The sequence below is a fragment of the Leisingera thetidis genome, assembly GCF_025857195.1.
In the GTDB taxonomy this organism is placed as follows: domain Bacteria; phylum Pseudomonadota; class Alphaproteobacteria; order Rhodobacterales; family Rhodobacteraceae; genus Leisingera; species Leisingera thetidis.
The window spans coordinates 2,382,295-2,408,912 of the sequence record NZ_CP109787.1 but is presented as its reverse complement, the minus strand read 5'-3'; the positions used below and the strand labels follow the sequence as shown (position 1 = coordinate 2,408,912).

Genomic DNA, 26,618 nt, shown 5'->3' with positions numbered 1-26,618 from the left:
GCCTGCCGCCGGCCTCATTCCGGATCCGGCGTCGGCGCAGGCTTGCTGAACTTCAGCTCCACTTCGGCCTCCAGCGCCTTGGCCAGCGATTTCAGCCGGGATTCGGCCACCTCGCCATAAAGCGGCCGCGCCGCATCCGGCAGCTCCGCATGCAGAACCCGCTTGCGCGGCTGCCAGTGCAGCGAGCCGATCTCGCCGTTGCTGGTCACCATTAGCATGGCGCCGAAGCGCATCGCCTTGCCCAGCACCTCGGCCTCGTGCTGGCCCCTTTCGTCCAGCAGACCGTACAGGTGCTCAAAGGAGCTGCCCTGCCGCTTGTTGCTGTAGCGGTGCAACAGCGCCAGCCCCAGGAACACCCGCTCCGAATGCTTGAGCCCGCCCAGGTTGGCGCGGGTGGCATTGTCGAAACAGACCTCGGCGCGGTAGTCGGGATGGGCGCGCCAGCTGACGTCATGCAGCAGGCAGGCCGCCTTGACCAGCCGCCGCTTGCTGTGCCGCGCACCGCTGAACAGCGGGCTGACGAAATCATACAGCGTCTTGCCGAAGCCGGGCACCCGCGCGTCCTTCATCTCAGCAAAGCGCGACGCCTCGATCAGCGGGTCGCGGGCGCGCAGCCGCTGCGGCATCTGCTCGTACAGCAGCCCCTCGCGGATGCCGTAGCTGGACACCGCGATGTCCTTGGGCTTGAAGGTCTTGACCAGCCGGGTCAGCACGTCGATGGCATAGGGCACCAGCGACATCCGGCTGGAGGACACACCGCAGGCGCTGCGCAGCTTGTCCAGGCTGCTGGTCTCGATATAGCGGGCGGTTTCGCGCACGTCCCGGGCGGACATCCGGTATTCATGCAGCACTTTCAAGGGGTAGCCGCGCCGGTGCATGTCGATGCGGGCAATCGCCCGCCAGCTGCCGCCGACCAGGAACAGCCGGTCGCGCTGCGGCCCCATCTCCGTCTTCAGCTGCTCGATCACCGCGCGGATATGCTCCTTGCGGCCCCTGCGGCCGCCCTTGATGTCGCGCAGCTTCAACGGCCCCAGCGGCGAGGTCACCCGGCGGCCGACGGTGTTCTCCTGGATCTCCGCCAGCTCCATCGAGGAGCCGCCGATATCGCAGACCAGACCATAGGCGCCGGGCCAGCCCAACAGCACCCCCTGCGCCGACAGCCGCGCTTCCTCGCGGCCGTCGATGACGTGGACCTTCAGCCCGGTCTCGCGCAGCACCTCGGCGCAGAACTCCGGCCCGTCCTCGGCCTCGCGCACCGCGGCGGTGGCAATCGCCGACAGCGGCGGCAGCCCCATGCCCTGGGCCAGATGCTGGAACCGGCGCAGCGCCGACAGGGCGCGGGCGCGGCCTTCCGGGTTCAGGCGGCCCGATTCCGAGAGACCGGCGCCAAGCGCGCACATGATCTTTTCGTTGTAGAAATAGGCCGGGCTGCGGGCGGCGCCGTCGAACACCACCAGCCGGACCGAGTTGGAGCCGACATCGACCACCCCGACACGGGACAGCGCCCGGGCCCTGGGGTCATCAAAGATCGGGCGGCCGAAGGGGCCCCAATCGGCATTGGCGGCGGCGGGGTCCTGAGTGAGGTTCATGAGGGCTCCGTCTGGCAATCCGCGGTCAGGATGGTCGAAGCGAGGGCGGCGGTCAACCGCTTGCGGATGCGTCATTTTCCAGTGCCTCCTCGCGGATTTCCGACAGCACCCGCACCGCCAGCGGCCGTGACAGGCTGCATTTTTCCGCCAGCGACAGGCGGTCCAGCCGCCCGACGATCTGCGCCGCCGCGGCAAAGGAGCGGTCCATATGGGCCACCAGATAGGGGATCACATCCGGTCTCGGGGTGATCTGGCGGTCGTCGAACAGCTTGGCCAGCACCACCGCCAGCAGCTGGTCGTCCGGCGCCTGCAGCTCGGCATGGGTGGCGGCCTGCACCCGGCTTTGCAGGTCGGGCAGGGTCAGCCCCCACAGATTCGGCGCATCGCGGCCGGTCATCACCAGCGCATGGCCGCCCGCCAGCACCATGTTGTGCAGGTGGAACAGGGCGTCCTGCTGCTCCTTGCGGGCGGCGATTGCCGGCACGTCTTCGACCGCAATGGGGCCCTGCGCCAGATCCGGCACCGCCTCGGCGGCCAGACCGGCGGCGCGGATGATCCGCGCCCCGGTCTGGCTGGCCCAGACGTGCACCAGATGGGTCTTGCCCGCGCCTTTGGGGCCGGTCAGCACCAGCTTGCCGCTGGGCCAGGCAAAGCCGGGATCCAGCAGCGCCACCGCCATCGCGTTGGAAGGGGCGACAAAGAAATCATCCCGCCCCAGCGCCGGTTTCGCCGGGAGGTCAAAGCTCAGCTGCTGTGCCATCGGATTATTCCGCCCCCGCGTCCCGGTGGCTCTGGCCCTGATACAGTCGGCTGTCCAGATACTGTTCGGTCAGGAAGCGGGCGACCACGCCCAGGGCGGCGGCAACGGGCACCGCCACCAGCATGCCGACAAAGCCGAACAGCGCCCCGAACACCGACAGCGCCAGCAGCAGCCAGACCGGATGCAGCCCGACCGAGCCGCCGACCAGCTTGGGGGTGAGGAAATTGCCCTCGGCGACCTGTCCGATGGCAAAGATGATGCCGACCAGCCCGATCGACACCCAGTCGCCCCAGAACTGGAACAGCGCCAGCCCGATCGCCAGCGCGCCGCCGATCAGCGCGCCGAGATAGGGGATGAAGGTGATCAGCCCGGCGATGAAGCCGACCGCCAGGCCGAAATTCAGCCCCACCAGCATCAGCGCCACCGCGTAATAGGTGCCCAGGATCAGGCAGACCGTGCCCATGCCGCGGATGAAGGAGGCCAGCACCGCGTCGATCTCGCGGGCCAGGCGGCGGATCACCGGCTGGTGGTCGCGCGGCAGGAGCGCGTCGATGCGCGCCACCATCCGGTCCCAGTCCAGCAGCAGGTAGACCGCAACCACCGGCACGATGACCAAGAGCACCACCACGTTCAGCAGCGACACCGCGGATCCGGCCGCGGTCTGCAGCAGCTGGCCCGCGCGCGACTGCAGCGTCTGCCCGATCGAGGCGATGGCCTGATGCATGCGGCTGTTTTCCTCGAACACCGAGGGGAAATGCTCGATCGCAAAGGCGCGCGCGTCGCGCGCCAGCTGCGGCAGCACGTTGACCAGGTCGATCATCTGGTAGATCAGCGTCGGCACCACCACCAGCAGCAGCAGCAGGAACACCAGCAGCGCGCCGACGGTGATGGCGGCGGTGGCGGCGGTGCGGCTCAGCCCCCAGGCTTCCAGCCGGTCGGCGATCGGGTCGATCATATAGGCAATCGCGGCGCCCAGGATGAACGGCATCAGCACGCCGCCAAGCGCCCACATGATCACCGCGAACACCACCGCGGCGACGCCCCAGTATTTGAACTGTTTCTTGGCTGGTAGCGCCATGGTCAGACTGCCCGCCCCTGGTCTGTTTGCATCCGGTTGTTGCGGCCAGTCTTCCCCGATGGGCGCAGCCCATGCAAGGGGCAGGGGCAAATCCGCTGTGGGCAAGACGGGGATAAGGCGCAAAAGACCGGGGGCAAGTCAGGGAAATGTCCTGCGCGGCCGCAGGGGCAGGGCGTTCCCTCAGCTGTGCAGCGTCCCCAGCTCCGGGGTGTCCGCATCTGCGTCCTGATCCGGCCAGTTGGTGCGCCAGATCTCGGCCGACCAGTGGCCGCAATGCACGGGCGGGCGGCTGAACCCGTCAACCGGCGGCAGCAGCGGCTTCACCACCACATCGTGGCGCGGCACCGCGAAATACGGGAAGGAATAGCGCTCGCGCCCGGACCTGTTCACCACCCGGTGCGGGGTGGAGACCAGCCGCCCGCCGGACCACAGCTCCAGCATGTCGCCGATGTTGACGACAAAGCCGCCGGGAGGGCAGCCGGGGCTGATCCAGCCGCCGTCACGGGTCTGCACCTCCAAGCCCCCGACCGGGTCCGGCGCGATGATGGTCAGCGCGTCAGTGTCCTTGTGCGGGTGAATGCCAAAACCGTCCTCCTCGGGCGCCTGCGGCGGGTAGTGCAGCAGGCTCATGTTGGTGAGCGGGTTCTCGAACGGCTCCCGGAACGCATCCGGCTCCAGCCCCAGCCCCTCGGCGAGCGCCCCCAGCAGCAGGTGAAACACGCCGTCCAGCTTTGCCCAGTAGTCCAGAATCGCCTTGCGCGCCTGCGGCACCTCGCCGGGCCAGCGGTTGGGGCCGTAAAGAGGGCAGGCGGCGCGGATCGGGTCGTCCGCCGCCACCTCGTGATGCAGCTTGTAGCCCTCGTATTTGTCCGCAGTGCCGGAGCCGTCATTGGGCGTGAAGAAACCCATCGGGATGTAGCCGCGGTAATTCTCCCGCGTAATTGCCTGCTCCCACTTGGATTTCTCCGGCACCGCAAAGATCGCCCGCACCACGGCCCGCACGCTGTCCACCGTCTCCGGCGCCACCCCGGTGCCGGTGATGGACAGGAAGCCGATGTCCTCAGCCGCCGCCAGAATGGCCGCGACAGTCTGCTGCCGCTGCGGATGCCCGGCCTCGCGCAGCGGGGTGATGTCGATGGTGGGAATATTCTGCGTCAATGGATCCGCACCCCCTGGCGTTTCAGCTCACCCTGCACCTGCGCGATGTCCACCGCGTCCAGTTCGCAGCCCGATTTGACCGACAGCGCCGCGGCGATGCCCGCGCCCTGTCCGGCAACTGCGCAGCAGGCCATGTTGCGGGTGGCGGCATGGGCGATCCTGTCGCCGCCGATGGCGCGGCCGGTGACCAGCAGGCCCGAGACCCCCTTGGGCAGCATCGCGCGGTAGGGGATCTGCATGTAACGCCCGGTGGTGGGCAGGATCAGCACGCCGTAGCCGTCGATGAACTCCGGATAGATGCCGATGGTGTCGTCAAAGCGGCCCTGATGCCGTGTCTCGTCCTCGGTGATGTTGTGATGCGCGTCGAGCTTGCGGGTGTCGCGGATGCCGATGGTCATGCCGAAGTTGCGCAGCCGCGCGCCCGCGCAGCCCGGCGTATAGGCGCGCAGCGCGTCGATGGCGTGCATCGCCTGGCGGCGCCCCTCGATCTCGCCGCGGGTCATGCTGTCTGGGTCGGTGCCGTCGATGCCCCCCAGATGCACCAGGTTCATATAGGTCATCTCGCCGGAGTCATGCACCGCGCCCCAGGTGCCGCCGATGGTATTGAGATGCGCCGGGATCACCCCGTCGCGGATCGCCTGGGCAAACGGCTTGGCCAGGAAGGGAGAGAACATATCGTCCTCCTTGCCGCTTGTCTCCACCTGCCATTCGCCGGTCGACCAATTGGCATAGGTCTGGGGATCGGCCTTGACGCCTTCCATGAATTTCTGCTTGTCGACGCCGGCGATATGGAACATCACGCTGGCCGCCTGCATCTGCTCCACCGGGGTTTTCACGCAGGGCGCGCCCATCATATGGGCGATGTCGGCGTCGCCGGTGGCGTCGATCACCCGTTTCGCCAGCACCGCCTCGCGGCCTGCCTTGCTCTCGGCGATGACGCCGGTGATCCGGCTGCCCTCGCGGATGGGGGCCACGAACACCCGGTGCAGCATCGGGTGGATGCCGGCCTCCTCCACCAGCGTGTCGGCCACCAGCTTGAAGCCCTCGCTGTCCAGCTCATAGGACAGCGACTGGCTTTCGGGCACCGCCGCGCCCATCGCCTTGGCGCGCTCCTCGAACTCGCGGCCGACGCCGCCGGCCTCCACGGTTTTCTCGTGCCGGTACCAGGCAAAGCCCTCGACGCCGACGGTGGTGATATTGCCGCCGAAACAGCCGAAGCGGTCCATCAGGGTGACCTCCACCCCCGCCCGCGCCGCCGCCAAGGCTGCCGCCAGCCCGCCGGGGCCGGAGCCGACCACCAGCACGTCTGTTTCATGGATGACCGGAATGTCGCGGGCCGGTTCATGGATGGTTTTGGTCACGTCTCTCTCCCCACGGATTCTTTGAGCCCCGGTGTGTCCGGGGCGTTTCCGCTAACACTTTCGAATCTTGAATGGCTATTCAAGTTCTTTTGCGCCGCGAGGGCACAAAAGCGACATTGCGGGGGCGAAGCGGGTTTCCAGGCCGTGGCGCGCAGCGGCACGGCCCGCGCCTGACCTTCCCCCCGGGAAGGCGCATTCGCGCCCTCCCAAGATCAGGCCCGGGCCTTGTGTTCCGGCGGTTCGGTTTCATCCGGGGGGAAACACAGCAGCTGCGGATTAGAACACTCCTCCACCTCCGCCCTTGCCCGCACCCCTTGCAGCCACTAAACCGGGCGGGAACTCGAACCCACATCACCGATGGAGCCAAGATGCGCCTGTCCCGCTATTTTCTGCCGGTTCTGAAAGAGAACCCCTCGGAAGCCCAGATCGTCAGCCACCGGCTGATGCTGCGCGCCGGGATGATCAAGCAATCCGCCGCCGGGATCTATTCCTGGCTGCCCTTGGGCTTCAAGGTGCTGAAGAAGATCGAAAGCATCGTGCATGACGAGCAGATCCGCGCGGGCCACATCCCGATGCAGATGCCGACCATGCAGTCCGCCGACCTGTGGCGCGAGTCGGGCCGCTATGAGGCCTACGGCCAGGAAATGCTGCGGGTGAAGGACCGGCATGACCGCGACATGCTGTTCACCCCCACCGCCGAAGAGCTGATCACCGACATCTTCCGTGCCCACGTCAGCAGCTACAAGGACCTGCCGCTGACCATGTACCAGATCCAGTGGAAGTTCCGCGACGAGATCCGCCCGCGCTTCGGCGTGATGCGGGGCCGCGAATTCTACATGAAGGACGGCTACAACTTCGACCTGACCAAGGAAGACGCGCTGCACGCCTACAACCGCCACCTGGTCAGCTACCTGCGCACCTATGAGCGGATGGGCCTGCAGGCGATCCCGATGCGCGCCGATTCCGGCCCGATCGGCGGCGACGACACCCATGAATTCCTCGTGCTGGCCGAGACCGGCGAATCCGAGGTGTTCTATGACAGCGCGGTGACCGACCTCACCTTTGGCGACCGCGACATCGACTATGACAATGTCGCGCAGTGCCAGAGCGTGCTGGAGGAGTTCACCTCCAAATACGCCCGTACGGACGAGACCCATGACGAGGCCCTGTTCAACCAGATCCCCGAGGAGCGCCGCCGCGTCGCCCGCGGCATCGAGGTGGGGCAGATCTTCTACTTCGGCACCAAGTATTCCGACGCCATGGGCGCCACCGTGCAGGGGCCGGACGGCAAGAACGTGCCGGTCCACATGGGCTCGCACGGCATCGGTGTTTCGCGCCTGCTGGGCGCCATCATCGAGGCCAGCCACGACGACAAGGGCATCATCTGGCCCGAGGGCGTGACCCCGTTCCACTGCGGCATCGTCAACCTCAAGCAGGGCGATGACGAGGCGGACGCGGCCTGCAGCCAGCTGTACGCTGCACTGACCGCGGCCGGGCTGGACCCGCTGTACGACGACCGCAACGAGCGCGCGGGCGGCAAGTTCGCGACGATGGATCTGATCGGCCTGCCGTGGCGCATCACCGTCGGCCCGCGCGGCCTCAAGAACGGCGTGGTGGAACTCACCTCGCGCCGCACCGGCGAGAGCGAGGAGCTGTCCCCGGAAGAGGCGGTCAAAAAGGTGGCCGCGGTTTACGAGAAGCACCCGACCGGCCGCGGCTTCTGAAGCGCCGGACATCAGGACACGTCAGGAACAGGCCTTCGGGCCTGTTTTTTTACGGGCACAGCGATCCCGTAAAGGGTGCGTTTCCGGAAATTTCTGCAGGCGGGGGTTGACAGGGCTGCCGCCCCGCGGGCCAACATTGGCGTTGCAAACCGGAATATTTTGAATGGTGAGGATTATGCGGGCTCTTTCATTGCTGTTGTTCTTCGGCCTGGCGCAGGCGGCGCAGGCGGAACCGAAGGCCGAATTCAAGCGGACCTTTTTCCCGTTCGGGAAATACCTGGTGCTGAACGATACGGTCTATGTGACCAAGGGCGCGGAAAAGGTCGCGCGCCCGGGCCAGATCGGCCTGCTGACGGGGCGCAGGCGGCTGAGCGGCGCGCTGATCCAGAACGGCTTTGCCAATGTCGGCACCCTGCCGGATGTGGCAGCCGGCAAGGGCTGGATTTTCGAGATCGGCCGCAAGGATCTGGCCCGGGTTTCGGCCAGCGGCACCGTCTCCACCGGCGAGGATATCCAGGGCTTCGGTCTGGAGGGCGACGGCGCGGTTGCCGGCAATTCCCTGACCAGCGAAACTTACAAGGGGGTGCTGCTTTATGCGTCCGACTGGCTGGCCATCGACACCAGGATCCGCAAGATGTGGGAGGAAGGATCGGCCCGGAACTATCTGATAAATGACGATTTCCGGGTGATTGACACCGTGCTGTACGCAACCGGCTACACCGGCGCCGGAGAGCTGCAGCTGGACGGCAGCGCGCAGCTGAACGGGGCGGGCAGCGGCACCGTGGGCGCGGTTGAGGTCACCGCCGCGGGCAATGCCTCCAAGTCCTATACCATCAACCTGTCGGACGAGAGCGTGATCGCCTTTTCCTCGCGGCAGCTGTGCTGGCGGGACGGTAAGTTCGCGGGCACCGCACCCGATGTGATCGGGGAAAGACGGCCCAAGTCCTGCCCCGCCTTCGACGGCTGAGGGCACCGGGAGCGCGCGCTTCCGGCCTGCCGCCGCCGCCAAGCTGCTTGCCTGGCGGCGGCGTTTGGCGTCTGATCGGGGCAAACAGACGGCAGGAGAGAGCAGCCATGCTGGCACGGGTTTTGACATTGGCGGGCGGCACCTGCGGCGGCACCGCCTGTTCGCAGTTTCCGGAATTTTCGCAGCAGTACCTGCAGCGGCTGGGCGGCGCGGTGGACGAGCTGGGCCGCATCGCCGCCGGGTTCGATGCCGACGCCGCCGCGCTGGGGCTGAGCCGGCAGCAGGCGCTGGCCGAATTGGCTGACGGCGGCCGCATGGGCGGACTGCGGGCGCAGACCATGTCGGATGTGCTGTCGCGCTTTGACCGGCTGCAGGGCGATCTGGCCGCGCTGCAGGACCTCGCGCCGCTGCAGCGGGTGCTGAACCTGGCCCGCTTCACCGACCCGGAGGTGGCCGCCGCCGCCTGGGACAGTTTCCGCCCGGCCATTCCGGTCAGCCCTGACGGCCTCGCCTTTGCCGCGGGCGGGGTTCTGGCGGGCCTGCTGGCGGCGGCGCTTCTGCTGACGGTTTTACGCTTGCCGCTCAAGGCGCTGGGCGTGGCGGCTTGACCCTGATCCATGCCCCCCATAGGGTCGCGCCGACCTTCTGGGCAGGATCTTTGCATGGCCACGACACCTCCGCCGTTTTCACGTTTCGAATGGATCATCGCGTGGCGCTACTTGCGCGCCCGCAAGGCCGAGGGCGGGGTCAGCGTGATGACCTGGATCAGCCTCATCGGCATCACCCTTGCGGTGTTTGCGCTGATCGCCACCCTGGCGGTGCGCTCGGGCTTCCGGTCGGAATTTGTCGGCACCATCCTGGGCGCCAACGCCCATGTCACCGTCTATTCCTACGGCGAGGTGAACGAGGCCGGGGTGCTGGACCGGTCGCTGAAGGAGTATCAGGCGCTGGCGGAGACCGTGGCCGCGGTGCCCGGCGTCACCCGCGCGGCGCCGCTGGTCAAGGGCCAGGTGATGGCGAACCTGCGCCAGCGCAACGCCGGCGTCGAGGTGTTCGGCATCTCCGCGCAGGATATCCGGGGCATTCCCGGCGTGGCCCAAAGCGAAGAGGCGCTGGGCGACCTGGGGCGCTTTGAAGAGGGCATCGCCATCGGCTCCGGCGTGGCGCGCGAGCTGGGCGTGTCCGTCGGTGAAAAGATCAAGCTGATCTCCCCGAACGGGGTCAAGACCGCCTTCGGCACCAGCCCGCGGGTCAATGCCTATGAGGTGGTCTATATCTTCACCGCCGGGCGCTGGGACATCGACCGCACCCGCGTCTACCTGCCGTTTGCCGAGGCGCAAGCGTTCTTCAACCGCGAGGGCGCGGCGGACGAGATCGAGGTGATGGTGGAAGATCCTGAAAACGTTGATGCAATGGCCATCACCATCCAGCAGGCGGCGGGCGGCACCGCCGGGGTCTGGACCTGGCGCGATGCCTCCGGCGGCTTTCTGCGCGCACTGGAGGTCGAGGACAACGTGATGTTCATCATCCTGTCGATCCTGGTGCTGATCGCGGCGATGAACATCGTCTCGGGGCTGATCATGCTGGTCAAGAACAAGGGCCGCGACATCGGCATCCTGCGCACCATCGGCCTCAGCGAAGGGTCGGTGATGCGGGTGTTCTTCATCTGCGGCGCCTTCACCGGGGTGCTGGGCACCCTCTGCGGCGTGCTGCTGGGCTGCCTGTTCGCCATCTACATCGATCCGGTCTTTTCCTTTGTGAACTTCATCATGGGCGGCGGTGTCTGGGACCCGTCGATCCGCGGCATCTATGCGCTGCCCGCCGAACTGCGGCTGGGCGACGTGCTGTCGGCGGTGGCGCTGTCGCTGGGGCTGTCGTTTTTCGTGACCATTTTCCCGGCCCGCCGCGCGGCGCGGCTGAACCCGGTGGAGGCGCTGCGCTATGAGTGAGATCACGCTGGAACTGGCAGGCATCGCCAAATCCTACCTCACCGGCACGCCCGGCCAGGTCGACGTGCTGCGCGGCGCGGGCCTGACGCTGCAGGCGGGCGAGGTGGTGGCGCTGGTGGCGCCCTCGGGCGCGGGCAAGTCGACGCTGCTGCACATCGCGGGCCTGCTGGACACGCCGGATGCGGGCACGGTGCGCATCGCGGGCGAGGATGTCACCGGCAAGGGCGACCGCCGCCGCACCCGGGTGCGGCGCCAGGAAGTGGGGTTTGTCTATCAGTTCCACCATCTGCTGCCGGAATTCACCGCGCTGGAAAACATCGTGCTGCCGCAACTGGCCAACGGCGCCTCGCAGAAATCCGCGGCGGCGCGGGCGGCGGAGCTGCTGGGCACCGTCGGGCTGGCGGGCCGCGCCGGTCACCGCCCGGCGGCGCTGTCGGGCGGCGAGCAGCAGCGGGTGGCGTTCTGCCGCGCACTGGCCAACAGCCCGCGGATCCTTCTGGCGGACGAGCCGACGGGCAACCTCGATCCCGGCACCGCGGATCAGGTCTTTGCGGCGCTGATGGAGCTGGTGCGCGGCACCGGGATGTCGGCGCTGATCGCCACCCACAACCTGGAGCTGGCAGCGCGGATGGACCGGCAGGTGAAGCTGCAGGACGGTCTGCTGGCGGCGGTCTGAGCCAACTGCGCCCTGGCGGCGCAGGGCCTCCGGCGGGGTATTCGGGGAAAGACGACAGCGGGCGCCAGCGGCGGTTTGCGCGCGGCGCCGGCGGAACCTTGCCGGGTGCAACAGGGCAGGACTATGGCCGGAGGCGGCGGTTTGCTATCAGGTGTTCAAACCGGGCCGGGCAGGCTAGGCTGGCCGGGAATGCGCAGAAAGGGCTGACACGTGGTGAATTCCGTAATCGAAGAAGATGTGACCGTTGAGGGCAATATCACCTCCAGCAAGGGCAGTGTCGAAGTCCGCGGGCGGGTGGTCGGCGATCTCTCGGCGCAGGCGGTAACGGTGCATGAGGGCGGCACCGTCGACGGCGCCCTGACCGCGCAGTCGGTGACCGTCGAGGGCACCTACAGCGGCAAGATCCAATGCGAGGACCTGCGGCTGGCGGCCAGCTCGCAGGTGCAGGCGGATGTTTCGGCCCAGAGCATGGCGACCGAAAGCGGTGCCCAGCTGCAAGGCAACATCAGGATCAGCGGCAAGGGGACGGGGGCCTGACCCTATCCCTGCCGCCGGCGGTCTGCTGATCTGCGCGGGCGTGCCCGGCCATAGGGCGGGTCCAGGCGATCTTTGGCTGGCCTCCAGCCGGATCAGCGGCTATTGGCGGAGCCATGACTGACACTTTGCCTCCGTGCCCCGAATGCGCCTCTGCCTACACCTACCAGGTGGATGCTTTGCTTATCTGCCCCGAATGCGCGCATGAATGGGGCGTGGCCGCCGGGCCGGAAGCGCAGGTGCGCGACAGCGTCGGCAATGTGCTGAGCGACGGCGATACGGTGACGGTGATCAAGGACCTGAAGCTGAAGGGGACCTCCTCGGTGATCAAGGTCGGCACCAAGGTCCGCGGCATCCGGCTGGTGGAGGGCGACCACGACATCGACTGCAAGGTGCCGGGGGTGGGGCCGATCGGGCTGAAATCGCAGTTTGTCAAGAAGGTGTCCGGCTGAGGCGCCTGCGCTTCAGGCCATCTGGGTGATCCAGACCCCCAGCGCCATCACTGAAATGCCGGCGGCGCGGGTCAGGTTCAGCGGGCTGACCTGGGCGCCGAACAGGCCGAAGTGGTCGATGGCGGCGGCGGAGATCAGCTGGCCGATCAGCACGAAGAACACCGCGTTGCCGACGCCGAAATGCGGCGCGACATAGGTGATCGACAGCACGTAGAAGGCGACCAGAACGCCGGCCAGCAGCAGGTGCTTGGGCGCGGAGGGGATTCTGGCCAGCGCCTGCGGGCCGGCCATCAGCGCATAGAGGACGGTGGCAATCAGCGCGATCAGGAACAGCACCACCGCGGCGGAGGCGGGGGAGCCGATCAGCTTGCCCAGGGCGGCGTTCAGTGCGGCCAGCACCGGGATGCCAAGGCCCGCGGCCAGCATGATGAGGGCGTATTGGGTCATGGTGCGGCTCCTGCAGGTTTCCGCACCGTTTTGACCAAAAGCCGGGGCCCGGCACAAGCGCAACGTTGCGGCGCCGGACGCCGCCGCGGTTTTCTGCCCTGAAAACCCGGTCTTGCCGGGCCGTTCAGCGGCGGAAAGTGTTCACTGCAGCTTGCCGCTCTGCCCGCAGAAGACCGGTGCTGCTGCCGCAAGGGGCAGGGTGTTGGAGATTCTACTTGCGAATGACTCGCAATATCATGTAGGGCAAGCGGGCAACCATTTCCAACCCCTCGCGCAAGTGCTGATCCGCTATGACCCTATCCACGCTTCCCGGCCTGTTTCTTGATGATCCCGCTGAAAGCGCGCGCACCGTTCTGCGGTTCCTGCATTTCATCGGCCTTGCCGCCGGGCTGGGCGGCGCCACGCTGCTGGACCTGCTGCTGCTGCGGTTCTTCGTGCCGGGGCAGGCAAGCGCCGAACGCGTGGCCGGTTTCGAATTCGCGGCCAGGGTGGTCGATGCCGGGTTGAAGCTGCTGTGGCTGACCGGTTTCGGCTTTCTGCTGCTCTATGCGCTGCAGGATCCGCTGCAGCTGCAGAACCCCAAGGTGCATGCCAAGCTGCTGGTGGTGGCGGTGCTGACGCTGAACGGGGCCTTCATTCACATGGTGATCCTGCCGCACCTGCGCCGCCAGGCCGGCAGGCCGCTGTTTCAGGGCATGGGCCGGATGCAGCGGGCGCTGTTCGCGGCCTCCGGCGCGGTCTCGGCGGTGTCCTGGTACACGCCGGTTGCGCTGGGGGTGTTCTCGCAGCTGAACCACGCGGTTCCGGCCACGCTGATCCTGTCGGTCTATCTGCTGCTGATTGCCGCCATGACCGCCGTGATGCTGGCCGTCACCGGGCTGCTGTCGCGGCGGTTCCAGCAGCAGACCGGCGGGGCGGGGCCGGGCTGAACCGCCCCCGTCAGTCGCAGATGCCTTTCAGTTCCGCGTCCTTCCAGGGCAGGTAGACGTCCTGCTCGCGGGAGTGCGGCAGCGGGCGGACCGGCATCGCGGCTTCCAGCATGCGGTGCAGGCGCTTGGTGCGGGCGGCCTGCGGGGCGAGGGCGCGGCAGCAGACGTATTCCTCGATGATGGCGCCCTGCTGCTCATAACCGTAGGCGAGGAACTCCGGCGCGGCGGCCAGGTCGAACAGATAGGGGTCGCGGCGGCTGCCGTGTTCGGCGGCGGCGCGCAAGGGGGTGTAGCCGGTGCGCTTGCGGTTCTGCCATTGCCAGACATGGGTCGCCTCATGCGCCAGCAGCATCGCCTCGACCAGATGCAGCTTGTCCGGATACTCCGGCAGGTAGTTGTCGAGATACCAGTCGCGGACAAAGAAGATCCGGTTGAACAGCGCCACCGCGGCGGGCGAGGAGGTCACCACCTCCTCCTTGACCGGCGGCAGGATGCGTTCGCGGCAGGTCACGCGCGGGCGCACCGTGCGCCGGAAGGTGACCGCCCCGACCGGCGCGCCGCGCACGATCCGCACCCGCCCCGTATCCAGCGAGCTGCCGTGCAGCCCGTCCAGATAGGCGCGTTCGGTCTGCGTCAGCGGGCGGCCGCAGGCGGCCAGGAACAGCAGGGCAAGAAGCAGGAGGCGGATCATCTGCGGGCGGTCCTTCGGATCAGCAGCTCAGCGCCAGCACGCGGCTGATCTGGGTCAGCGGGCGGCCCGATTGCGCCATCCACTTGTTGAAGGCCGCCTGCACCGCCTTGAGCGCGGTTTTGGAGGCGGCGGGCTTGTCGATCACCCCTTCGGCGGTCAGCCGGGCGGTGACGTCCCGGCTGAGGATGAAACTGTCGCGGCCGGCAAAGCGCATCGCGTACTGCCCGGTCATGCCGCCGAGGCGGGCGCCGCGTTTCTTGAGCATGTCCAGAAGCCCGATGAAATCGGTGGAGGGCCAGCCGCCCAGCACCTGACCGGCACCGCCCTCATCGCGCAGCGCCATCAGGAAGGCGGCGTTTGTCCGGACCGTGGCCAGCTTGGCGCCGTTGCGGACCACCCGGGTGTCCTGCAGGATGTCGTCGAACTCTGCCTCCTCCATGAAGGCGCAGCGGCCGGGATCGAAGCGGTGGAAGACTTCCTCGAAGCCGTCCCATTTGGCCTCGATCACCTGCCAGTTGAAGCCCGCCTGGAAGATGCATTTTGTCATCACCGCCAGCCAGCGGTCCTCCGGCAGGTCGGTGGCGTCCGGGCCGGGCGGGCCGAGCTTGGCCTCCAGCGCCGCGGGGCCGCCGTGGCGGTCTGCGGAAATGGCGAAGATCTCGTCAAAGCTGCGCATGGCGGCTCCCCGGTGGCGGTCCGGTCAGGTTAGCGGCGGCGGCGCAGCTCGACAATGGATTTGCCGAGCCGGAAGGGCGCCGCGAAGCTGACCAGGCACAGCGCGATGATCTGCAGCACCAGGATATGGGCATTGTCCTGCAGGTATTCCCATTCCTGCTTGAGCTTGGCGACATGGGCAATGAGGCCGTCATAGGCGCGGGCGATGATCAGGAAGTCGCCGGCAATGGCGGGCACCTTGCGGCGCATGTTGTCCACTGCGGCCTGGGCGGGTGCGTCGAGCGAGGTGAAGACCAGAAACGACGCCGGGTCGAAGGCGCGGGCCTGGGCTTCCATGTCCTTCATCTCGTCCATGTCCGAGCGGGAGGTGCCGAACAGGAAGCTGAGGCCCTGCAGCGGCGCCACCTCATCCGTCACCGCGATGAACAGCGGCAGCTCGGCATTGCCGGCGGTGGAGGCGGAGAGGAATTCGACCTTGTCGCACAAGGTCGCGATATCGGCGTCATAGGCGGGGTCGCAGAACCGCAGGCGGAAGCGGGCGGCGTCGCGGTCGAAGGCGGCGGTGGCGGCATAGGCGATGTCGATCTGGCGCTCCAGCCTGGAGGAGTCGGCGGCGTAGATGCCCGAGACCACCGCCGCCAGCGCGCCGAAACCGCCGAGCACCACCCACACCAGATCCGCCAGTTTCCAGGCCCGGTGGCCTGCGGGCTTGCGGAACAGGAAGAGGGTGCCGGCGGCACCTGCGAGGAAGAACAGCAGCAGCAGCGGCAGCTGGTTGTCAGCGATGAAGCTCATGGCCGGTCTCCTGCGTGGGGGGGGCTGCCTGACCTTAGGAAGGGACAGGGGTTTCAGGCAACCGGCCTCACGCAGGTGTCATGCGGCATGCGCGTTCGGCCCGGCAGGAGGGGCTCCGTCCGGGGTTTGCGCTGTCCGGGGCCGGGGGGCCGCTGTTGCTGCGGCCGTGCCGTGCCGGGTAAGAGAGGGCGGCGCCGCCGGAGGGCGGAGGGCCGGGCAGGGGATCGCAAGCCCCCATGTCCGCTCGAAAGCTCTCGGTTTGCGGAAAACCCCTGCACCCGATGAAGGAGGTGGTCTTGGGGGCTCCCGTATCTCCTGGCGGTGCGGGGTGTCAGTCCGCACCTGTTGTCGCGACGGATTGGAGTATGGCAGGCCCAAGTTAAGGGTGCACAAGCGGGGCGTGCGGTGGTTTGGGGTTCGGCGCAACACTTGCAACCGCTGCGGCAGCAGGGGAGAAAGATGGCACGTATTGGAGAACATCGACGATGACTGATTTGAACAAAGCTTACGCTGATGCGCAACAAGCCATGGCTCTATTGAAATCTGCGGTTCGCACTGTTTTGGAAATGGCACCTGAAGACGGCCTAAAGAACGCGGAAATTGGGCGTGCCCTGGGCATCTATGGTGGGCACGTTGAGCATGTTGGCCACATCTCTAGGACACTATTGGAAATGCTGAAAGAAGAAGGCGTAGCCGTGCAGGATCCGGAAACGAAGATGTGGCAGTTGTGCGGTCAACGCATTAGAGCGTGAAGATTTCGCTATGCCCTCTTGGGGTGTGGCGCGCAGCGGCACGGCCCGCGCCTGATTGGGCTCTGCCCGTTTCGACCTGAAACTGTCCCCCGGACAGTTTCCGGGACGGTCTCAACTCCCCCCGGGAGTTCGAACCGGTCCGCGCAGCGGCAAACGCTCCGGGGGAGCGTTTGAGGTTCGGACGGGCGGAGCCCTTCGCTGATGCCAGTGCCGTGGAATGTGACGGTGGCGGTGTGCCCACTGGGGCGTGGCGCGCAGCGGCACGGCCCGCGCCTGACCTTGGGAAGGCGCATTCGCGCCCTCCCAAGGTCAGGCGCGGGCCTTGTAACTCGGAACTAGAGAGGGGGGCTGAGCGGGAAACAGGAATTGCTCAGAAGAGTTTCGCCGTTTAAGGCAGCATTTCCAGGAAACTGCCAGCCCGATGTGGATCAAGAAAGGCAGTTACTCCAAGCAAGATAGGAAGACTGAAATCCACCAGCAGAATTGTGGCTGCATGTGTGAAGAGAACAAGAAACTCGTACGTTTGCTGCCTGCGCGTACGCACCAATGTGAACGAATGAGCTAATTCGTACTGTTGTCTTTCATGAGCTTCAGTATTGTTTCTCGGCTGTTGATCAAACGGTTCGATAATGTCGACCCACTTACCTTTGAGTTTCGCAGATGCAAGTTTCTCTTGTCGCGATAACAATTCAAGGTGCGTTTTCGACAACGACTCCACGAAAATCGGTCCGGAGCGGATCAAAAACACTGTCAGCAAGAAAAATGAAGCAATTCGCCCAAAGCCAACGAGCTTGATTTGGTCGATCGTCACAGCTGGCCCAAACAGCGAGAAGCTGCCGGAAAATGTGACTACATTGCTGGCGAAAAGAGTCGAGATCGCGACCGCGAGTAGGGCCTTGCGAGTTTTCTTGGCGTCAGAAAAATCAACGAAGTTTGCGAACAAATAGGTTCCCCTTCAAACATCCAGCTCCTCGACGAACTTCGCGTTCTCCTGAATATACTGGAAGCGAAGCTCGGGTTTCTTGCCCATCAGGCGCTCGACCAAATCACCGGTCTCGCCGGGCTCGTCCTCGTCGATGGTGACGCGGATCAATTTCCGGGTGGTGGGGTCCATCGTGGTCTCCTTCAGGTCCTTGGCGTCCATTTCGCCAAGACCCTTGAAGCGGGAGACATCGATCTTGCCCTTGCCGCCGAGGCCCTTTTCCAGCCACTTGTCGCGCTCCGCCTCGTCGAGGCAGTAGACACGGCGCGCGCCTTGCGTCAGGCGGAACAGCGGAGGGCAGGCGAGGTAGAGGTGGCCGCCGTCGATCAAGGGCCGCATCTGGGTGAAGAAGAAGGTCATCAGGAGCGAGGCGATATGGGCGCCGTCGACGTCCGCGTCGGTCATGATGATGATCTTGTCATAGCGCAGATCATCAAGGTTGAACTTGGTGCCGAGGCCGACGCCAAGCGCTTCGCAGAGGTCGTTGATCTCGGCGTTGGAGCCGAGCTTGTTCGACGCCGCCCCCAGCACGTTCAGGATCTTGCCCTTCAGCGGCAAGAGCGCCTGGTTGACCCGGTTGCGCGCGCCCTTGCCGGAACCGCCCGCGGAGTCGCCCTCGACGATGAACAGCTCGGTGCCGGCGCGGTCTTTCGAGGTGCAGTCGGTGAGCTTGCCGGGCAGGCGCAGCTTCTTGGTGGCGGATTTGCGCTGGGTTTCCTTCTCCTGCTTGCGGCGCAGGCGCTCCTCGGCGCGCAGCACCAGGAAGTCGAGGATGGCGCCGGCCGATTTGGTGTCGGCGGCGAGCCAGTTGTCGAAATGGTCGCGGACCGAGTTTTCCACCATCTTGGCGGCGGCCTCGGTCGACAGGCGGTCCTTGGTCTGGCCGACAAAGGCCGGGTCGGCGATGAAGCAGCTGACCAGCGCGCAGCCGCCCGCCATCAGGTCGTCGCGGGTGATATTGCCGGCCTTCTTGTTGCCCACCAGCTCGCCGTAGGCCTTGATGCCCTTGAGGATGGCGGACCAGAAGCCGGCCACATGGGTGCCGCCCTCAGGCGTGGGCACGGTGTTGCAGTAGGACTGGGTGAAGCCGTCGCGCGAGGGCGTCCAGTTGATCGCCCATTCGACATAACCCGGCGCGTTGAATTTCTCGCGGAACTCGACCTTGCCGGCAAACGGCGCGTCGGCGTAGACGGAGGATTTGCCGAGCACCTCCGTCAGGTAGTCCTTGAGGCCGCCGGGGAAGTGGAAGGTGGCCTCGGCCGGGGTCTCATTGTCGTCGATCAGGGTCTTCCAGCGGATCTCGACGCCGGAGAACAGATAGGCCTTGGAGCGCACCAGCTTGAACAGGCGCGCGGGCTTGAAGCGGTGGTGGCCGAAGATCTGCTCATCCGCGTGGAAGGTCACCATGGTGCCGCGGCGGTTGGGGGCGGCGCCGACCTTTTCGACCGGACCCAGCGGCAGGCCGCGGGAGAAGCGCTGTTCGAACAGCTCCTTGTTCTTGGCCACCTGCACCACCAGCGAATCCGACAGCGCGTTCACCACCGAGGAGCCGACGCCGTGCAGGCCGCCCGAGGTCTGGTAGGCCTTGCCGGAGAACTTGCCGCCGGCGTGCAGGGTGCAGAGGATCACCTCGAGCGCGGATTTGTCCGGGAACTTGGGGTGCGGGTCGATCGGGATGCCGCGGCCGTTGTCGGTGACGGTGATCGAGTAGTCCGCATTGAGGGTGACTTCGATGCGGTTGGCATGGCCCGCGACGGCCTCGTCCATCGAGTTGTCGAGGATTTCCGCCACCATGTGGTGCAGCGCCCGCTCATCGGTGCCGCCGATATACATGCCGGGGCGCTGGCGGACCGGTTCGAGGCCTTCCAGAACCTCGATCGAGGAGGCGTCATAGATGTCGGCTGCAGGCGTGCTGAGGAGGTCGTCGGCCATGTGCGGGAACTGCTCTTCCTTGGTGTTGATTGGCAGCCATTATGGCAGGTGTCGGGGCCGGGTGGAAGAGGGACGCAAGGGGTTGTGGATAAGGCGCCGGCGCGGGCGGGCGGCACTAGTTTTCAAAGCTTCGAAGACAAGTTCCGGTTATCCGGGTGCGGTGATATTTTCCGTGCAGTTCAACGTGCTGCGGGCTAAACCGCTGCCAGCGAACGGCAGAAGGAGGGCGCGCGGGTGGCTGACAAAGGGATCAAGACGCAGGATTGGGCGGCGTTCCGGGCGGAGGCGCAGCGGATGCTGGAGGCGGCCCTGGACCAGATGCAAGCGGCGGCGGAGCGGCCCTGGCAGGCGGTGCCGGAGGATATCGACGCGCGCTATGCGGTGACGGCGGAGGCGCGCGGGCCGCGGGAGACGGTGGACCGGATCATCCGCGACGTGCTGCCTTATCACGGCGGCAACACGCATCCGCGGTTCTGGGGCTGGGTGCAGGGGTCGGGGCTGGCCACGGACCTGATCAGCAGCCTGGCGGCGGCGGCGGTCAATGCCAACATGGGCGGGCGCGATCACGGCGCCAACTACATGGAGCGCGCGGTCGTGGACTGGACGCGGGCAAAGATGGGGATGCCGGAGAGCGCCAGCGGCATCCTGGTGACCGGCACCTCGCAGGCGACGGTGATTGCGTTTCAGGCGGCCCGGCTCAGGGTGCTGAAGAACCTGCGCAAACAGGGGCAGGGCGATGCGCGGCTGACCGCCTATGCCGGCGAGGGCGTCCACAATGCGACGCTGAAGGCGGTGGAGCTGCTCGGCATCGGCTCGGAGAACCTGCGCAAGGTGCCCTTGATTGCTGGCCGGATGGATTGTGCGGCGCTGGCGGCCATGGTGGCGGAGGACAGGGCCGCGGGCGCGGTGCCGTTCCTGGCGGTGGGCACCGCGGGGTCGGTGGACCTGGGGCTGTTCGATGATCTGGAGGCGCTGGCCGATGCGGCGGCGGAGCTGGGGCTGTGGCTGCATGTGGACGGGGCTTTCGGGGCCTGGACGCGGATTGCCGCGGAGCCCTACAGGTCGCTGTCCGACGGCATCGGGCGGGCCGACAGCATCGCGCTGGATTTCCACAAGTGGATGTACGTGGGCTATGACTGCGGCATGGCGCTGCTGCGCAACGAGGAGGAGCACCGGGCGGCCTTTGCGGCGCGGCCGTCGTATCTGGAGGGGGCCGAGCGCGGGCTGGCGGGCGGCGAGCCGTGGTTCTGCGATTACGGCATCGACCTCAGCCGCGGCAACCGGGCGCTGAAGGTGTGGACGGCGCTGGAGACCTATGGCGAGGCCGCATTCTCGGAGGCGATCACCGGCAACTGCGAACTGGCAGCATTCATGGCGGCCGAGGTGGAGGCGCAGCCGAAGATGGCGCTGGGGGCGCCGGTGGTCTCCAACGTCTGCGTGTTCACCGCGCGCAGCGATCTGCCGCCCGACGCGCAGTCGGCACTGAACGCGCATATCGCCCAGACCCTGCAGGAAACCGGCGAGGCGGTGTTTTCCACCACCCGGGCGCAGGGCCGCGTGATGCTGCGGGCGGCGATCGTCAACCACCGCAGCCGGGAGGCGGACGTGCAGGCGGCCATCGCGGCGGTGGCGCGGGAGGCGGCGCTGGCCTGACAGGCGGGCGGCTTTCCGGCGTGACCCGGGCGGCAGGGGACCGCCGCTGCCGGGGGCGGGGCTTGCCCGGCGGCGGCGGGCGGCCTACTGATTGGCTCATGACGCGATTTATTCCCTTGCTGGCCGCTGTGCTGCTGGCCCCGCATGGCGCCGCAGCGCATCCGCATATCTTTGTCGATACCGGCCTCAAGGCGGTTGTTTCGGAGGACGGGCAGCTGCTGGCGGTGGAGATCACCTGGGCCTATGACGAGTTCTACTCGCTGCTGATCTTCGAGGACCGGGGGCTGGACGCGGATTTCGACGGCGCGCTGACGGCGGAGGAATTGGCCGGTCTGCAGGGGTTCGACATGCAGTGGACCGAGGGGTTCCTGGGCGATACCTACCTGAGCCGGGCAGGCGAAGCGCTGGCGCTGGGGGCGCCGGAGCATCTGTCGACCGAGGTGGCGGACGGGCGCATCACCACCCGCCACCGGCGGGTTCTGGCGGAGCCGCAGGCGGCGGACGGGGTGGTGATCAAGGCCTATGATCCGACCTATTACACCGCCTACACGCTGACCAGCGGGCTGGAGCTGAGCGGCGGCTGCACGGGCGATGTGACGCCGCCGGATCTGGATGCGGCCTATACCAAGGTGGAAGAACTGCTGTACGCGATGCCGTCGGATCAGGCCGAGGACGCCTATCCCGAGGTGGGCGAGGCCTTTGCCGACACCGTGCGGCTGAGCTGCGGGGCATAAGATGCGGGGGCTTCTGGCCATAGCGGCGCTGGCTGTGGCGGCGCTGGCGGTGTGGCTCTGGGGGTTCGGGGGCGCGGCGGAGGTCGCGGCCTGGGCCGCCGAAGGCCAGCGGCAGGCGCAGAACGCGATGGCGCGGGGGCTGCGCGGCTTGCGGGCCGGCGAGCCGGGGGCGCTGGCGGCGCTGCTGACCCTGTGTTTCGCCTACGGGTTCTTTCATGCGGCCGGGCCGGGCCACGGCAAGCTGGTGATCGGCGGCTATGGCATGGCCAGGCAGGTGGCCCTGCTGCGGCTGGCCGGGCTGGCGGTGGCGTCCTCGCTGGCGCAGGCGGCAACGGCGGTGCTGCTGGTGGCGGGCGGGCTGATGCTGCTGGACTGGGGTCGCGAACAGCTGACCAGCGCCGCCGAGGAGGTGCTGGCGCCGCTGTCCTACGGGCTGATTGCGCTGGTCGGGCTGTGGCTGCTGGCGCGCGGCGCGCGCAGGCTGCTGGGAAGCCGGGCCGGCAGGCAGCGCGCGCTGCACAGCCGCCATCATGAGGATGGAGAGGTCTGCGCCTCCTGCGGGCACCGGCACGGCCCGACGGCAGAGGAAGCGGCCCGGGTGTCCTCGCTGCGCGATGCGCTGGCCATCATCGGCGCGGTGGCGCTGCGGCCCTGCACCGGCGCCGTGTTCCTGCTGCTGCTGACCTGGCGGATGGGGGTGCTGTGGGCCGGGATTGCCGGCGCCTTTGCCATGGGACTGGGCACCGCCACGGTGACGGTGGCCGTGGCCGCCGCGGCGGTGACGCTGCGCAGCGGCGCGTTGGCGCAGATGCAGGGCACCGGCGCGGTGCGGGCGGCGGCGGTGCTGGAGATCCTGGCCGGCGCGGTGGTGGCCGTTCTGGCCGTTCAGATCATGCTGCGGGCGGTGTGAGGCTCACTCGGCAAGGGCGCTGTCCAGCAGGGCGAACATCGGCTCCTGGGTGAGGTAGGCCGACATCAGCGCGCCAAGGGGCGCGGCCTGCTCGCGCGCCGTCATCTCGTGCCAGAAGGTCAGCGACTTGCGCTGCAGCAGGTGCCCGTGCGGATGGGCCTTGGTGTAGGGGGCGGGGACGCGTTTCAGTTCCGGCTCCCTGGCGGCGAAGCCCTTGAGCGCCAGAATGTCCGTCAGCGCCGCGGTCTCGTCGCCGAAGGCGCCGTCGACCGCGGCCCGCCAGCGCGGCAGCTGGGTTTTGCTGAAGCCCATGATGCCGCCGCCGGCCGTGCAGTAATCCGGGGCCAGGCCGAAGAACAGCGCGCAGCCCGCACCGTTCACCGTCCACATCAGGTGCAGATGGGTGTTGTAGGGCGTCTTGTCGCTGGAGAACCGCACATCGCGCTGGGGGCGGAACATCTTGGCCGTGACCTCGGCGCCGGTGCGGCGCGCGATGGTCTGGGCGGCGCTGTCCATCAGCTGCAGGGCGGGGGATTTGAGCTCGGCCTCGTAACGGTCCTTGTGCGCGGTGAACCAGTCCCGGCTGTTGTTCTGTGCCAGCTCCGCCAGAAAGGCGCGGGCGCCGGGGATCAGCTGGGCATAGGCATCGGTCATCGGTCAGGCTCCTGCGGGCAAGGGGGGCAGCCTGTGCAGGATACCACCATAGATATGTGCGGGGGCAAGGAAACTCTGCCCTTGCCGGAGCAGCCGGGCCGCCCTAAGGCTGGCGTCATGAGCACGTCAGCACGCAAACACACCGAAATGACGCCGCGCGGCCATGCCCGGGCGATTGCCGTTCTTGGTCTGCCGCTGATCGGCGGCCATGTGGCGCAGTTTGCCATCGGCCTCACCGATACGGTGATGCTGGGCTGGTACGGGGTGGAGGCGCTGGCGGCGGTGACGCTGGGGTCCACCTATTTCTTCTCGATCTTCCTGCTCGGCTCCGGCTTTGCCTTTGCGGTGATGCCGATGGTGGCGGCGGCGGCGGGGGCCGGGGAAGAGCGGCAGATCCGGCGCTCGACCCGCATGGGGCTGTGGCTGTCGCTGGCCTATGGCGCGCTGGCGGTTCCCCTGCTGTGGTGGTCGGAGCCGATCCTTCTGCTGCTGGGACAGCAGGCTGAAATTGCCCATGCGGCGGCGGAATATCTGCGGATTGCCGGCTGGGCGTTGTTTCCGGCACTGCTGTACATGGTTGCCAAGTCCTATCTGGCGGCGTTGGAGCGCACCCAGATCGTGCTGTGGATGTCGGTGCTGGCGGCCGTGCTGAATGCGCTGGTGAACTATGCGCTGATCTTTGGCAACTGGGGGGCGCCGGAGCTTGGGGTGACCGGAGCGGCGATTGCGTCGCTGGTCACCAACGGGGTCTCTTTTGCCCTGGTGCTGGCCTACGCGCTGAGGGTTCTGCCGGAGCATGAGCTGCTGAAGAACTTCCAGCGGCCCGATTGGGAGATGCTGGGCCGGGTGTTCCGCATGGGGGCGCCGATCGGCCTGACCACCCTGGCGGAAAGCAGCCTGTTTGCGGCCTCCGCGATGATGATGGGCTGGCTGGGAACGGTGCCGCTGGCGGCGCACGGGATTGCGATCTCGCTGGCGGGGCTGACGTTCATGGTGCATCTGGGGCTGTCCAATGCCGCCACCATCCGGGCCGGCAATGCCTATGGCCGCCGCGACCGGGCGCATATGGCGCGGGGCGGCAAGGTGGTGACGGGGATGTCGCTGGCGGTGTCGGTGGCGGGGATCACGCTGTTCCTGACCATCCCCAACCAGCTGATGGCGCTGTTCCTGGATGCGGATGATCCGCAAAAGGACGGGATACTTCTCATCGGCGCGGGCCTTCTGGCGGCGGCGGCGCTGTTTCAGATGATGGACGGCATGCAGGCGGTCGCGCTTGGGCTGCTGCGCGGGGTGCAGGACACCGGCGTGCCGATGGTGATTGCCGTGCTCAGCTACTGGGCGGTCGGGATCCCGGCCTCCTACGTGATGGGGTTTGTGCTGGACTGGGGCGGTGTCGGTGTCTGGATGGGGCTGGTGGCCGGCCTGTCCGTTGCCGGGCTGTTCCTGATGATGCGGTTCTGGGGGCAGTCGATCAAGGCGGTCGGCGCGGCGGCGCACGGCTGAGCCGCGGCGCCGCGCGCATGTCCCGGACCGGGCCGCCGGTTACCCGGCTCCGGTGTCCCGCCCCATGGTGAACAGCGGTGTGAAGGCGCCGAGGATCAGGCGGCGGTGGTCAAAGGGCAGGTCTGCGGGGATGTCAAACCGCTTCTCCGCGGCGAGCCGGGCTTCGGCGGCGTCCATGTCCGCCCTGCTGGCCCAGATCTGCCAGGTGAACACGATCTTTTCGCCGGGCCGGGCAGCAACCGCGCGGCGGAAGTCGGTCTGGCGGCCGTCCGGCACGTTATCCTCCCAGCACTCGGCGATTTCCAGGCAGCCGAGGTCCCGGAGCAGCCTGGCACTGGACTTGGCCCAGGCCGTGTAGGCATCAAGATTCTCTTCGGGGACAGGGATCACGAATCCGGCAATGTACATGGCAGCCTCCCGGGCACCGGCACGGGGAAACACCCGGCCGGGACGAGTGTGGCACGGGAGGGGCTCCGGGCTCCAGCCCGGCGGCGCCGCCAGGCCGCGCAGGGTTGACCCCCCTGCCGCCCGCAGGCAGGATTCCTGAACAGTTTTGCATGCATTCAGAAAAGAGGCCTCTTCCCGATGATGACCGAAAATGACAGACGCCTGCTGCGGATTGCCTATGAGGAAGCCAGGGCAGGTTTCGACGAGGGCGGCTGCCCGATCGGCTCGGTGCTGGCGCGCGGTGGCGAGGTCGTGTCGCAGGGGCGCAATCAGCGGATGCAGAAGGGGGATCCGATTGCCCATGGCGAGATGGACGCCCTGCGCAAGGCCGGGCGGCAGGCGTCCTACCGCGATACCGTGCTTTATACCTCGCTGTCGCCCTGCATGATGTGCAGCGGCACCATCGTCCAGTTCGGCATCCCGCGGGTGGTGATCGGAGACACACTGAATTTCGGCGGCAACGAGGACTTCCTGCGCGCCAGAGGGGTCGAGGTGGTGATTGCCGATGATCCGGACTGCATTGCGCTGATGGAGCGGTTCATCCGCGAAAAGCCGGAGCTGTGGGCCGAGGACATCACCGAGCCGGGCTGAGGCGGGGACTCCGCGGCCCCGGGGCAAGCGGACCGGCGGCAGGCCGCGCTGGCGCCCGCAGCGGTTTGGTTCCCTGCGGCGCTGCTTTCTGCCAAGGCCGGGCGGAAAGCTGCGCGGCGGCGCCGGCAGGCTGCGCGGACAAAGGCCGGTGCGCTGCGCGTGGCGGCAACATGCTCATGAAAAAGGGAAAATCCGGCGCTATTGTGCTGGTGAAACAGCCAGGAGCGGTTTGGGGATGGCAGCGGGCGCGGCGGCGCCATAGCTGTCTCTCACGGTTCGCAGGACACGCCGCGGGCCGCAATGAAACCAAAAATGACTGGAGTATCTCACATGAAAAAGTTTGCCATGACCGCGACCGCAATTGCTGCTCTGATGGCGTCCCCGCTGGCTGCAAAGGAACTGGCGGCCGAGCTTGACGCTGATGGCAACGGGACTTTCTCGCTGGAAGAGCTTCAGCTGGCGTTCCCTGACCTGACCGCGGAAACCTTCACCACGATCGACGCCAACGCGGACGGCGAGGCCGACGCGGCGGAGGTCAGCGCGGCAATCGAAGCCGGTGTGCTGACCCAGGCAGGCTGATCCCGCCAGCGGCAGCGGCCTCCGGCCGGCTGCCACGCTGCCGCCCCTTCTCCCCGGGGGCGGACGCAATTCTTCCCATCCGTGCAGCGTGGCGGC

General features: G+C 67.2%; 28 protein-coding genes. 15 read left to right on the top strand and 13 right to left on the bottom strand.

The features are described 5' to 3' along the window. Nucleotides 1-14: 14 nt before the first annotated feature. From OKQ63_RS11540 to OKQ63_RS11520, 5 genes are all read right to left on the bottom strand, one after another. Nucleotides 15-1,589, bottom strand: coding sequence for a Ppx/GppA family phosphatase (locus OKQ63_RS11540; RefSeq protein WP_264210224.1), 1,575 nt, complete (start codon nt 1,587-1,589; stop codon nt 15-17). A 52-nt stretch (nt 1,590-1,641) separates the two neighbouring features. Further along, the gene (locus OKQ63_RS11535) at nt 1,642-2,349 is read right to left on the bottom strand and encodes a P-loop NTPase family protein (protein WP_264210223.1); all 708 of its coding nucleotides are present in this window, start codon (nt 2,347-2,349) and stop codon (nt 1,642-1,644) included. Nucleotides 2,350-2,353: 4 nt separating this feature from the next. Next, nucleotides 2,354-3,427 carry an AI-2E family transporter gene (locus OKQ63_RS11530; protein ID WP_264210222.1) on the bottom strand — a complete coding sequence of 358 codons (1,074 nt, stop codon included), beginning with the start codon at nt 3,425-3,427 and terminating at the stop codon, nt 2,354-2,356. A gap of 180 nt (nt 3,428-3,607) precedes the next feature. Next, on the bottom strand, nt 3,608-4,585 hold the full coding sequence (locus OKQ63_RS11525; protein WP_264210221.1) for an isopenicillin N synthase family dioxygenase: 978 nt from the start codon (nt 4,583-4,585) through the stop codon (nt 3,608-3,610). After that, a complete protein-coding gene (locus OKQ63_RS11520; protein WP_264210220.1) occupies nt 4,582-5,946 on the bottom strand; it encodes an FAD-dependent oxidoreductase in 1,365 nt (454 codons plus the stop codon). Before OKQ63_RS11520 ends, OKQ63_RS11525 begins: the two co-directional genes overlap by 4 nt. A 368-nt stretch (nt 5,947-6,314) precedes the next feature. Here OKQ63_RS11520 and proS point away from each other — a divergent pair, with 368 nt between their 5' ends. The 7 genes from proS (at nt 6,315) to OKQ63_RS11485 (ending at nt 12,248) form a co-directional block, all read left to right on the top strand. Continuing rightward, nucleotides 6,315-7,670: a proline--tRNA ligase gene (gene proS, locus OKQ63_RS11515; protein ID WP_264210219.1), complete on the top strand. Its 1,356-nt coding sequence runs from the start codon at nt 6,315-6,317 to the stop codon at nt 7,668-7,670. Between the two features lie 163 nt (nt 7,671-7,833). Then, complete coding sequence (locus tag OKQ63_RS11510; protein ID WP_264210218.1) at nt 7,834-8,637, top strand: hypothetical protein; 804 nt, start codon at nt 7,834-7,836, stop codon at nt 8,635-8,637. Nucleotides 8,638-8,744: 107 nt separating this feature from the next. Then, nucleotides 8,745-9,245, top strand: coding sequence for a DUF2937 family protein (locus OKQ63_RS11505; RefSeq protein WP_264210217.1), 501 nt, complete (start codon nt 8,745-8,747; stop codon nt 9,243-9,245). A 54-nt stretch (nt 9,246-9,299) separates the two neighbouring features. Continuing rightward, a complete protein-coding gene (locus OKQ63_RS11500) occupies nt 9,300-10,586 on the top strand; it encodes a lipoprotein-releasing ABC transporter permease subunit (protein WP_264210216.1) in 1,287 nt (428 codons plus the stop codon). Then, nucleotides 10,579-11,262, top strand: a complete 684-nt coding sequence (locus OKQ63_RS11495) for an ABC transporter ATP-binding protein (RefSeq protein WP_264210215.1) — start codon at nt 10,579-10,581, stop codon at nt 11,260-11,262. Before OKQ63_RS11500 ends, OKQ63_RS11495 begins: the two co-directional genes overlap by 8 nt. A gap of 210 nt (nt 11,263-11,472) precedes the next feature. Then, nucleotides 11,473-11,799 (top strand): bactofilin family protein, encoded by a 327-nt coding sequence (locus tag OKQ63_RS11490; protein WP_264210214.1) that lies wholly within the window; start codon nt 11,473-11,475, stop codon nt 11,797-11,799. A gap of 113 nt (nt 11,800-11,912) precedes the next feature. Next, the gene (locus tag OKQ63_RS11485; RefSeq protein ID WP_264210213.1) at nt 11,913-12,248 is read left to right on the top strand and encodes a zinc ribbon domain-containing protein YjdM; all 336 of its coding nucleotides are present in this window, start codon (nt 11,913-11,915) and stop codon (nt 12,246-12,248) included. A 12-nt stretch (nt 12,249-12,260) separates the two neighbouring features. Here the strand turns inward: OKQ63_RS11485 and OKQ63_RS11480 are convergent, their stop codons facing one another. Beyond that, a complete protein-coding gene (locus OKQ63_RS11480; protein WP_264210212.1) occupies nt 12,261-12,695 on the bottom strand; it encodes a DMT family transporter in 435 nt (144 codons plus the stop codon). A 290-nt stretch (nt 12,696-12,985) separates the two neighbouring features. On the opposite strand from OKQ63_RS11480, the gene OKQ63_RS11475 reads away from it, so the two are divergent. Continuing rightward, a complete protein-coding gene (locus OKQ63_RS11475; protein WP_264210211.1) occupies nt 12,986-13,624 on the top strand; it encodes a hypothetical protein in 639 nt (212 codons plus the stop codon). 10 nt (nt 13,625-13,634) lie between these two features. On the opposite strand, the gene OKQ63_RS11470 is transcribed toward OKQ63_RS11475, so the two are convergent. The 3 genes from OKQ63_RS11470 to OKQ63_RS11460 are packed head-to-tail and all read right to left on the bottom strand — an operon-like array spanning nt 13,635 to nt 15,785. Then, entirely contained in the window at nt 13,635-14,315 is a 681-nt protein-coding gene (locus tag OKQ63_RS11470) for a hypothetical protein (RefSeq protein ID WP_264210210.1), read from the bottom strand. Nucleotides 14,316-14,334: 19 nt separating this feature from the next. Then, the gene (locus OKQ63_RS11465; protein WP_264210209.1) at nt 14,335-14,991 is read right to left on the bottom strand and encodes a DNA-3-methyladenine glycosylase I; all 657 of its coding nucleotides are present in this window, start codon (nt 14,989-14,991) and stop codon (nt 14,335-14,337) included. Nucleotides 14,992-15,020: 29 nt separating this feature from the next. After that, a complete protein-coding gene (locus OKQ63_RS11460) occupies nt 15,021-15,785 on the bottom strand; it encodes a hypothetical protein (RefSeq protein WP_264210208.1) in 765 nt (254 codons plus the stop codon). A gap of 485 nt (nt 15,786-16,270) precedes the next feature. Between OKQ63_RS11460 and OKQ63_RS11455 the strand changes: the two genes are divergently transcribed. Further along, a complete protein-coding gene (locus tag OKQ63_RS11455; RefSeq protein WP_264210207.1) occupies nt 16,271-16,537 on the top strand; it encodes a hypothetical protein in 267 nt (88 codons plus the stop codon). Between the two features lie 388 nt (nt 16,538-16,925). On the opposite strand, the gene OKQ63_RS11450 is transcribed toward OKQ63_RS11455, so the two are convergent. Both OKQ63_RS11450 and parE read right to left on the bottom strand, forming a co-directional pair. Continuing rightward, nucleotides 16,926-17,480 carry a hypothetical protein gene (locus OKQ63_RS11450; RefSeq protein ID WP_264210206.1) on the bottom strand — a complete coding sequence of 185 codons (555 nt, stop codon included), beginning with the start codon at nt 17,478-17,480 and terminating at the stop codon, nt 16,926-16,928. Nucleotides 17,481-17,492: 12 nt separating this feature from the next. After that, nucleotides 17,493-19,451, bottom strand: a complete 1,959-nt coding sequence (gene parE / locus OKQ63_RS11445) for a DNA topoisomerase IV subunit B (RefSeq protein ID WP_264210205.1) — start codon at nt 19,449-19,451, stop codon at nt 17,493-17,495. A gap of 234 nt (nt 19,452-19,685) precedes the next feature. Here parE and OKQ63_RS11440 point away from each other — a divergent pair, with 234 nt between their 5' ends. The 3 genes from OKQ63_RS11440 to OKQ63_RS11430 all read left to right on the top strand — a co-directional run bounded on the left by OKQ63_RS11440 (nt 19,686) and on the right by OKQ63_RS11430 (nt 22,748). After that, the gene (locus OKQ63_RS11440) at nt 19,686-21,104 is read left to right on the top strand and encodes a pyridoxal phosphate-dependent decarboxylase family protein (RefSeq protein ID WP_264210204.1); all 1,419 of its coding nucleotides are present in this window, start codon (nt 19,686-19,688) and stop codon (nt 21,102-21,104) included. A gap of 98 nt (nt 21,105-21,202) precedes the next feature. Beyond that, a complete protein-coding gene (locus OKQ63_RS11435) occupies nt 21,203-21,838 on the top strand; it encodes a DUF1007 family protein (protein WP_264210203.1) in 636 nt (211 codons plus the stop codon). 1 nt (nt 21,839) lies between these two features. Further along, nucleotides 21,840-22,748, top strand: a complete 909-nt coding sequence (locus OKQ63_RS11430; RefSeq protein WP_264210202.1) for a nickel/cobalt transporter — start codon at nt 21,840-21,842, stop codon at nt 22,746-22,748. Between the two features lie 3 nt (nt 22,749-22,751). Here OKQ63_RS11430 and OKQ63_RS11425 read toward each other — a convergent pair whose 3' ends face one another. Then, complete coding sequence (locus OKQ63_RS11425) at nt 22,752-23,402, bottom strand: TIGR02453 family protein (RefSeq protein ID WP_264210201.1); 651 nt, start codon at nt 23,400-23,402, stop codon at nt 22,752-22,754. Between the two features lie 117 nt (nt 23,403-23,519). On the opposite strand from OKQ63_RS11425, the gene OKQ63_RS11420 reads away from it, so the two are divergent. Beyond that, the gene (locus OKQ63_RS11420) at nt 23,520-24,905 is read left to right on the top strand and encodes an MATE family efflux transporter (RefSeq protein ID WP_264210200.1); all 1,386 of its coding nucleotides are present in this window, start codon (nt 23,520-23,522) and stop codon (nt 24,903-24,905) included. Nucleotides 24,906-24,944: 39 nt separating this feature from the next. Here the strand turns inward: OKQ63_RS11420 and OKQ63_RS11415 are convergent, their stop codons facing one another. Further along, nucleotides 24,945-25,313, bottom strand: coding sequence for a DUF1428 domain-containing protein (locus tag OKQ63_RS11415; RefSeq protein ID WP_264210199.1), 369 nt, complete (start codon nt 25,311-25,313; stop codon nt 24,945-24,947). A gap of 177 nt (nt 25,314-25,490) precedes the next feature. Between OKQ63_RS11415 and OKQ63_RS11410 the strand changes: the two genes are divergently transcribed. Then, the gene (locus OKQ63_RS11410) at nt 25,491-25,943 is read left to right on the top strand and encodes a nucleoside deaminase (protein ID WP_264210198.1); all 453 of its coding nucleotides are present in this window, start codon (nt 25,491-25,493) and stop codon (nt 25,941-25,943) included. 330 nt (nt 25,944-26,273) lie between these two features. Further along, a complete protein-coding gene (locus OKQ63_RS11405; RefSeq protein WP_264210197.1) occupies nt 26,274-26,522 on the top strand; it encodes an EF-hand domain-containing protein in 249 nt (82 codons plus the stop codon). Nucleotides 26,523-26,618: the final 96 nt, after the last annotated feature.

Bases quoted from the DNA above. Each gene is read 5' to 3' on its own strand.
- OKQ63_RS11540 (WP_264210224.1), bottom strand. From the start codon at position 1,589: ATGAACCTCACTCAGGACCCCGCCGCCGCCAATGCCGATTGGGGCCCC.
- OKQ63_RS11535 (WP_264210223.1), bottom strand. From the start codon at position 2,349: ATGGCACAGCAGCTGAGCTTTGACCTCCCGGCGAAACCGGCGCTGGGG.
- OKQ63_RS11530 (WP_264210222.1), bottom strand. From the start codon at position 3,427: ATGGCGCTACCAGCCAAGAAACAGTTCAAATACTGGGGCGTCGCCGCG.
- proS (WP_264210219.1), top strand. From the start codon at position 6,315: ATGCGCCTGTCCCGCTATTTTCTGCCGGTTCTGAAAGAGAACCCCTCG.
- OKQ63_RS11510 (WP_264210218.1), top strand. From the start codon at position 7,834: ATGGTGAGGATTATGCGGGCTCTTTCATTGCTGTTGTTCTTCGGCCTG.
- OKQ63_RS11505 (WP_264210217.1), top strand. From the start codon at position 8,745: ATGCTGGCACGGGTTTTGACATTGGCGGGCGGCACCTGCGGCGGCACC.
- OKQ63_RS11500 (WP_264210216.1), top strand. From the start codon at position 9,300: ATGGCCACGACACCTCCGCCGTTTTCACGTTTCGAATGGATCATCGCG.
- OKQ63_RS11495 (WP_264210215.1), top strand. From the start codon at position 10,579: ATGAGTGAGATCACGCTGGAACTGGCAGGCATCGCCAAATCCTACCTC.
- OKQ63_RS11485 (WP_264210213.1), top strand. From the start codon at position 11,913: ATGACTGACACTTTGCCTCCGTGCCCCGAATGCGCCTCTGCCTACACC.
- OKQ63_RS11480 (WP_264210212.1), bottom strand. From the start codon at position 12,695: ATGACCCAATACGCCCTCATCATGCTGGCCGCGGGCCTTGGCATCCCG.
- OKQ63_RS11475 (WP_264210211.1), top strand. From the start codon at position 12,986: ATGACCCTATCCACGCTTCCCGGCCTGTTTCTTGATGATCCCGCTGAA.
- OKQ63_RS11470 (WP_264210210.1), bottom strand. From the start codon at position 14,315: ATGATCCGCCTCCTGCTTCTTGCCCTGCTGTTCCTGGCCGCCTGCGGC.
- OKQ63_RS11465 (WP_264210209.1), bottom strand. From the start codon at position 14,991: ATGCGCAGCTTTGACGAGATCTTCGCCATTTCCGCAGACCGCCACGGC.
- OKQ63_RS11460 (WP_264210208.1), bottom strand. From the start codon at position 15,785: ATGAGCTTCATCGCTGACAACCAGCTGCCGCTGCTGCTGCTGTTCTTC.
- OKQ63_RS11455 (WP_264210207.1), top strand. From the start codon at position 16,271: ATGACTGATTTGAACAAAGCTTACGCTGATGCGCAACAAGCCATGGCT.
- parE (WP_264210205.1), bottom strand. From the start codon at position 19,451: ATGGCCGACGACCTCCTCAGCACGCCTGCAGCCGACATCTATGACGCC.
- OKQ63_RS11435 (WP_264210203.1), top strand. From the start codon at position 21,203: ATGACGCGATTTATTCCCTTGCTGGCCGCTGTGCTGCTGGCCCCGCAT.
- OKQ63_RS11430 (WP_264210202.1), top strand. From the start codon at position 21,840: ATGCGGGGGCTTCTGGCCATAGCGGCGCTGGCTGTGGCGGCGCTGGCG.
- OKQ63_RS11425 (WP_264210201.1), bottom strand. From the start codon at position 23,402: ATGACCGATGCCTATGCCCAGCTGATCCCCGGCGCCCGCGCCTTTCTG.
- OKQ63_RS11420 (WP_264210200.1), top strand. From the start codon at position 23,520: ATGAGCACGTCAGCACGCAAACACACCGAAATGACGCCGCGCGGCCAT.
- OKQ63_RS11415 (WP_264210199.1), bottom strand. From the start codon at position 25,313: ATGTACATTGCCGGATTCGTGATCCCTGTCCCCGAAGAGAATCTTGAT.
- OKQ63_RS11410 (WP_264210198.1), top strand. From the start codon at position 25,491: ATGATGACCGAAAATGACAGACGCCTGCTGCGGATTGCCTATGAGGAA.
- OKQ63_RS11405 (WP_264210197.1), top strand. From the start codon at position 26,274: ATGAAAAAGTTTGCCATGACCGCGACCGCAATTGCTGCTCTGATGGCG.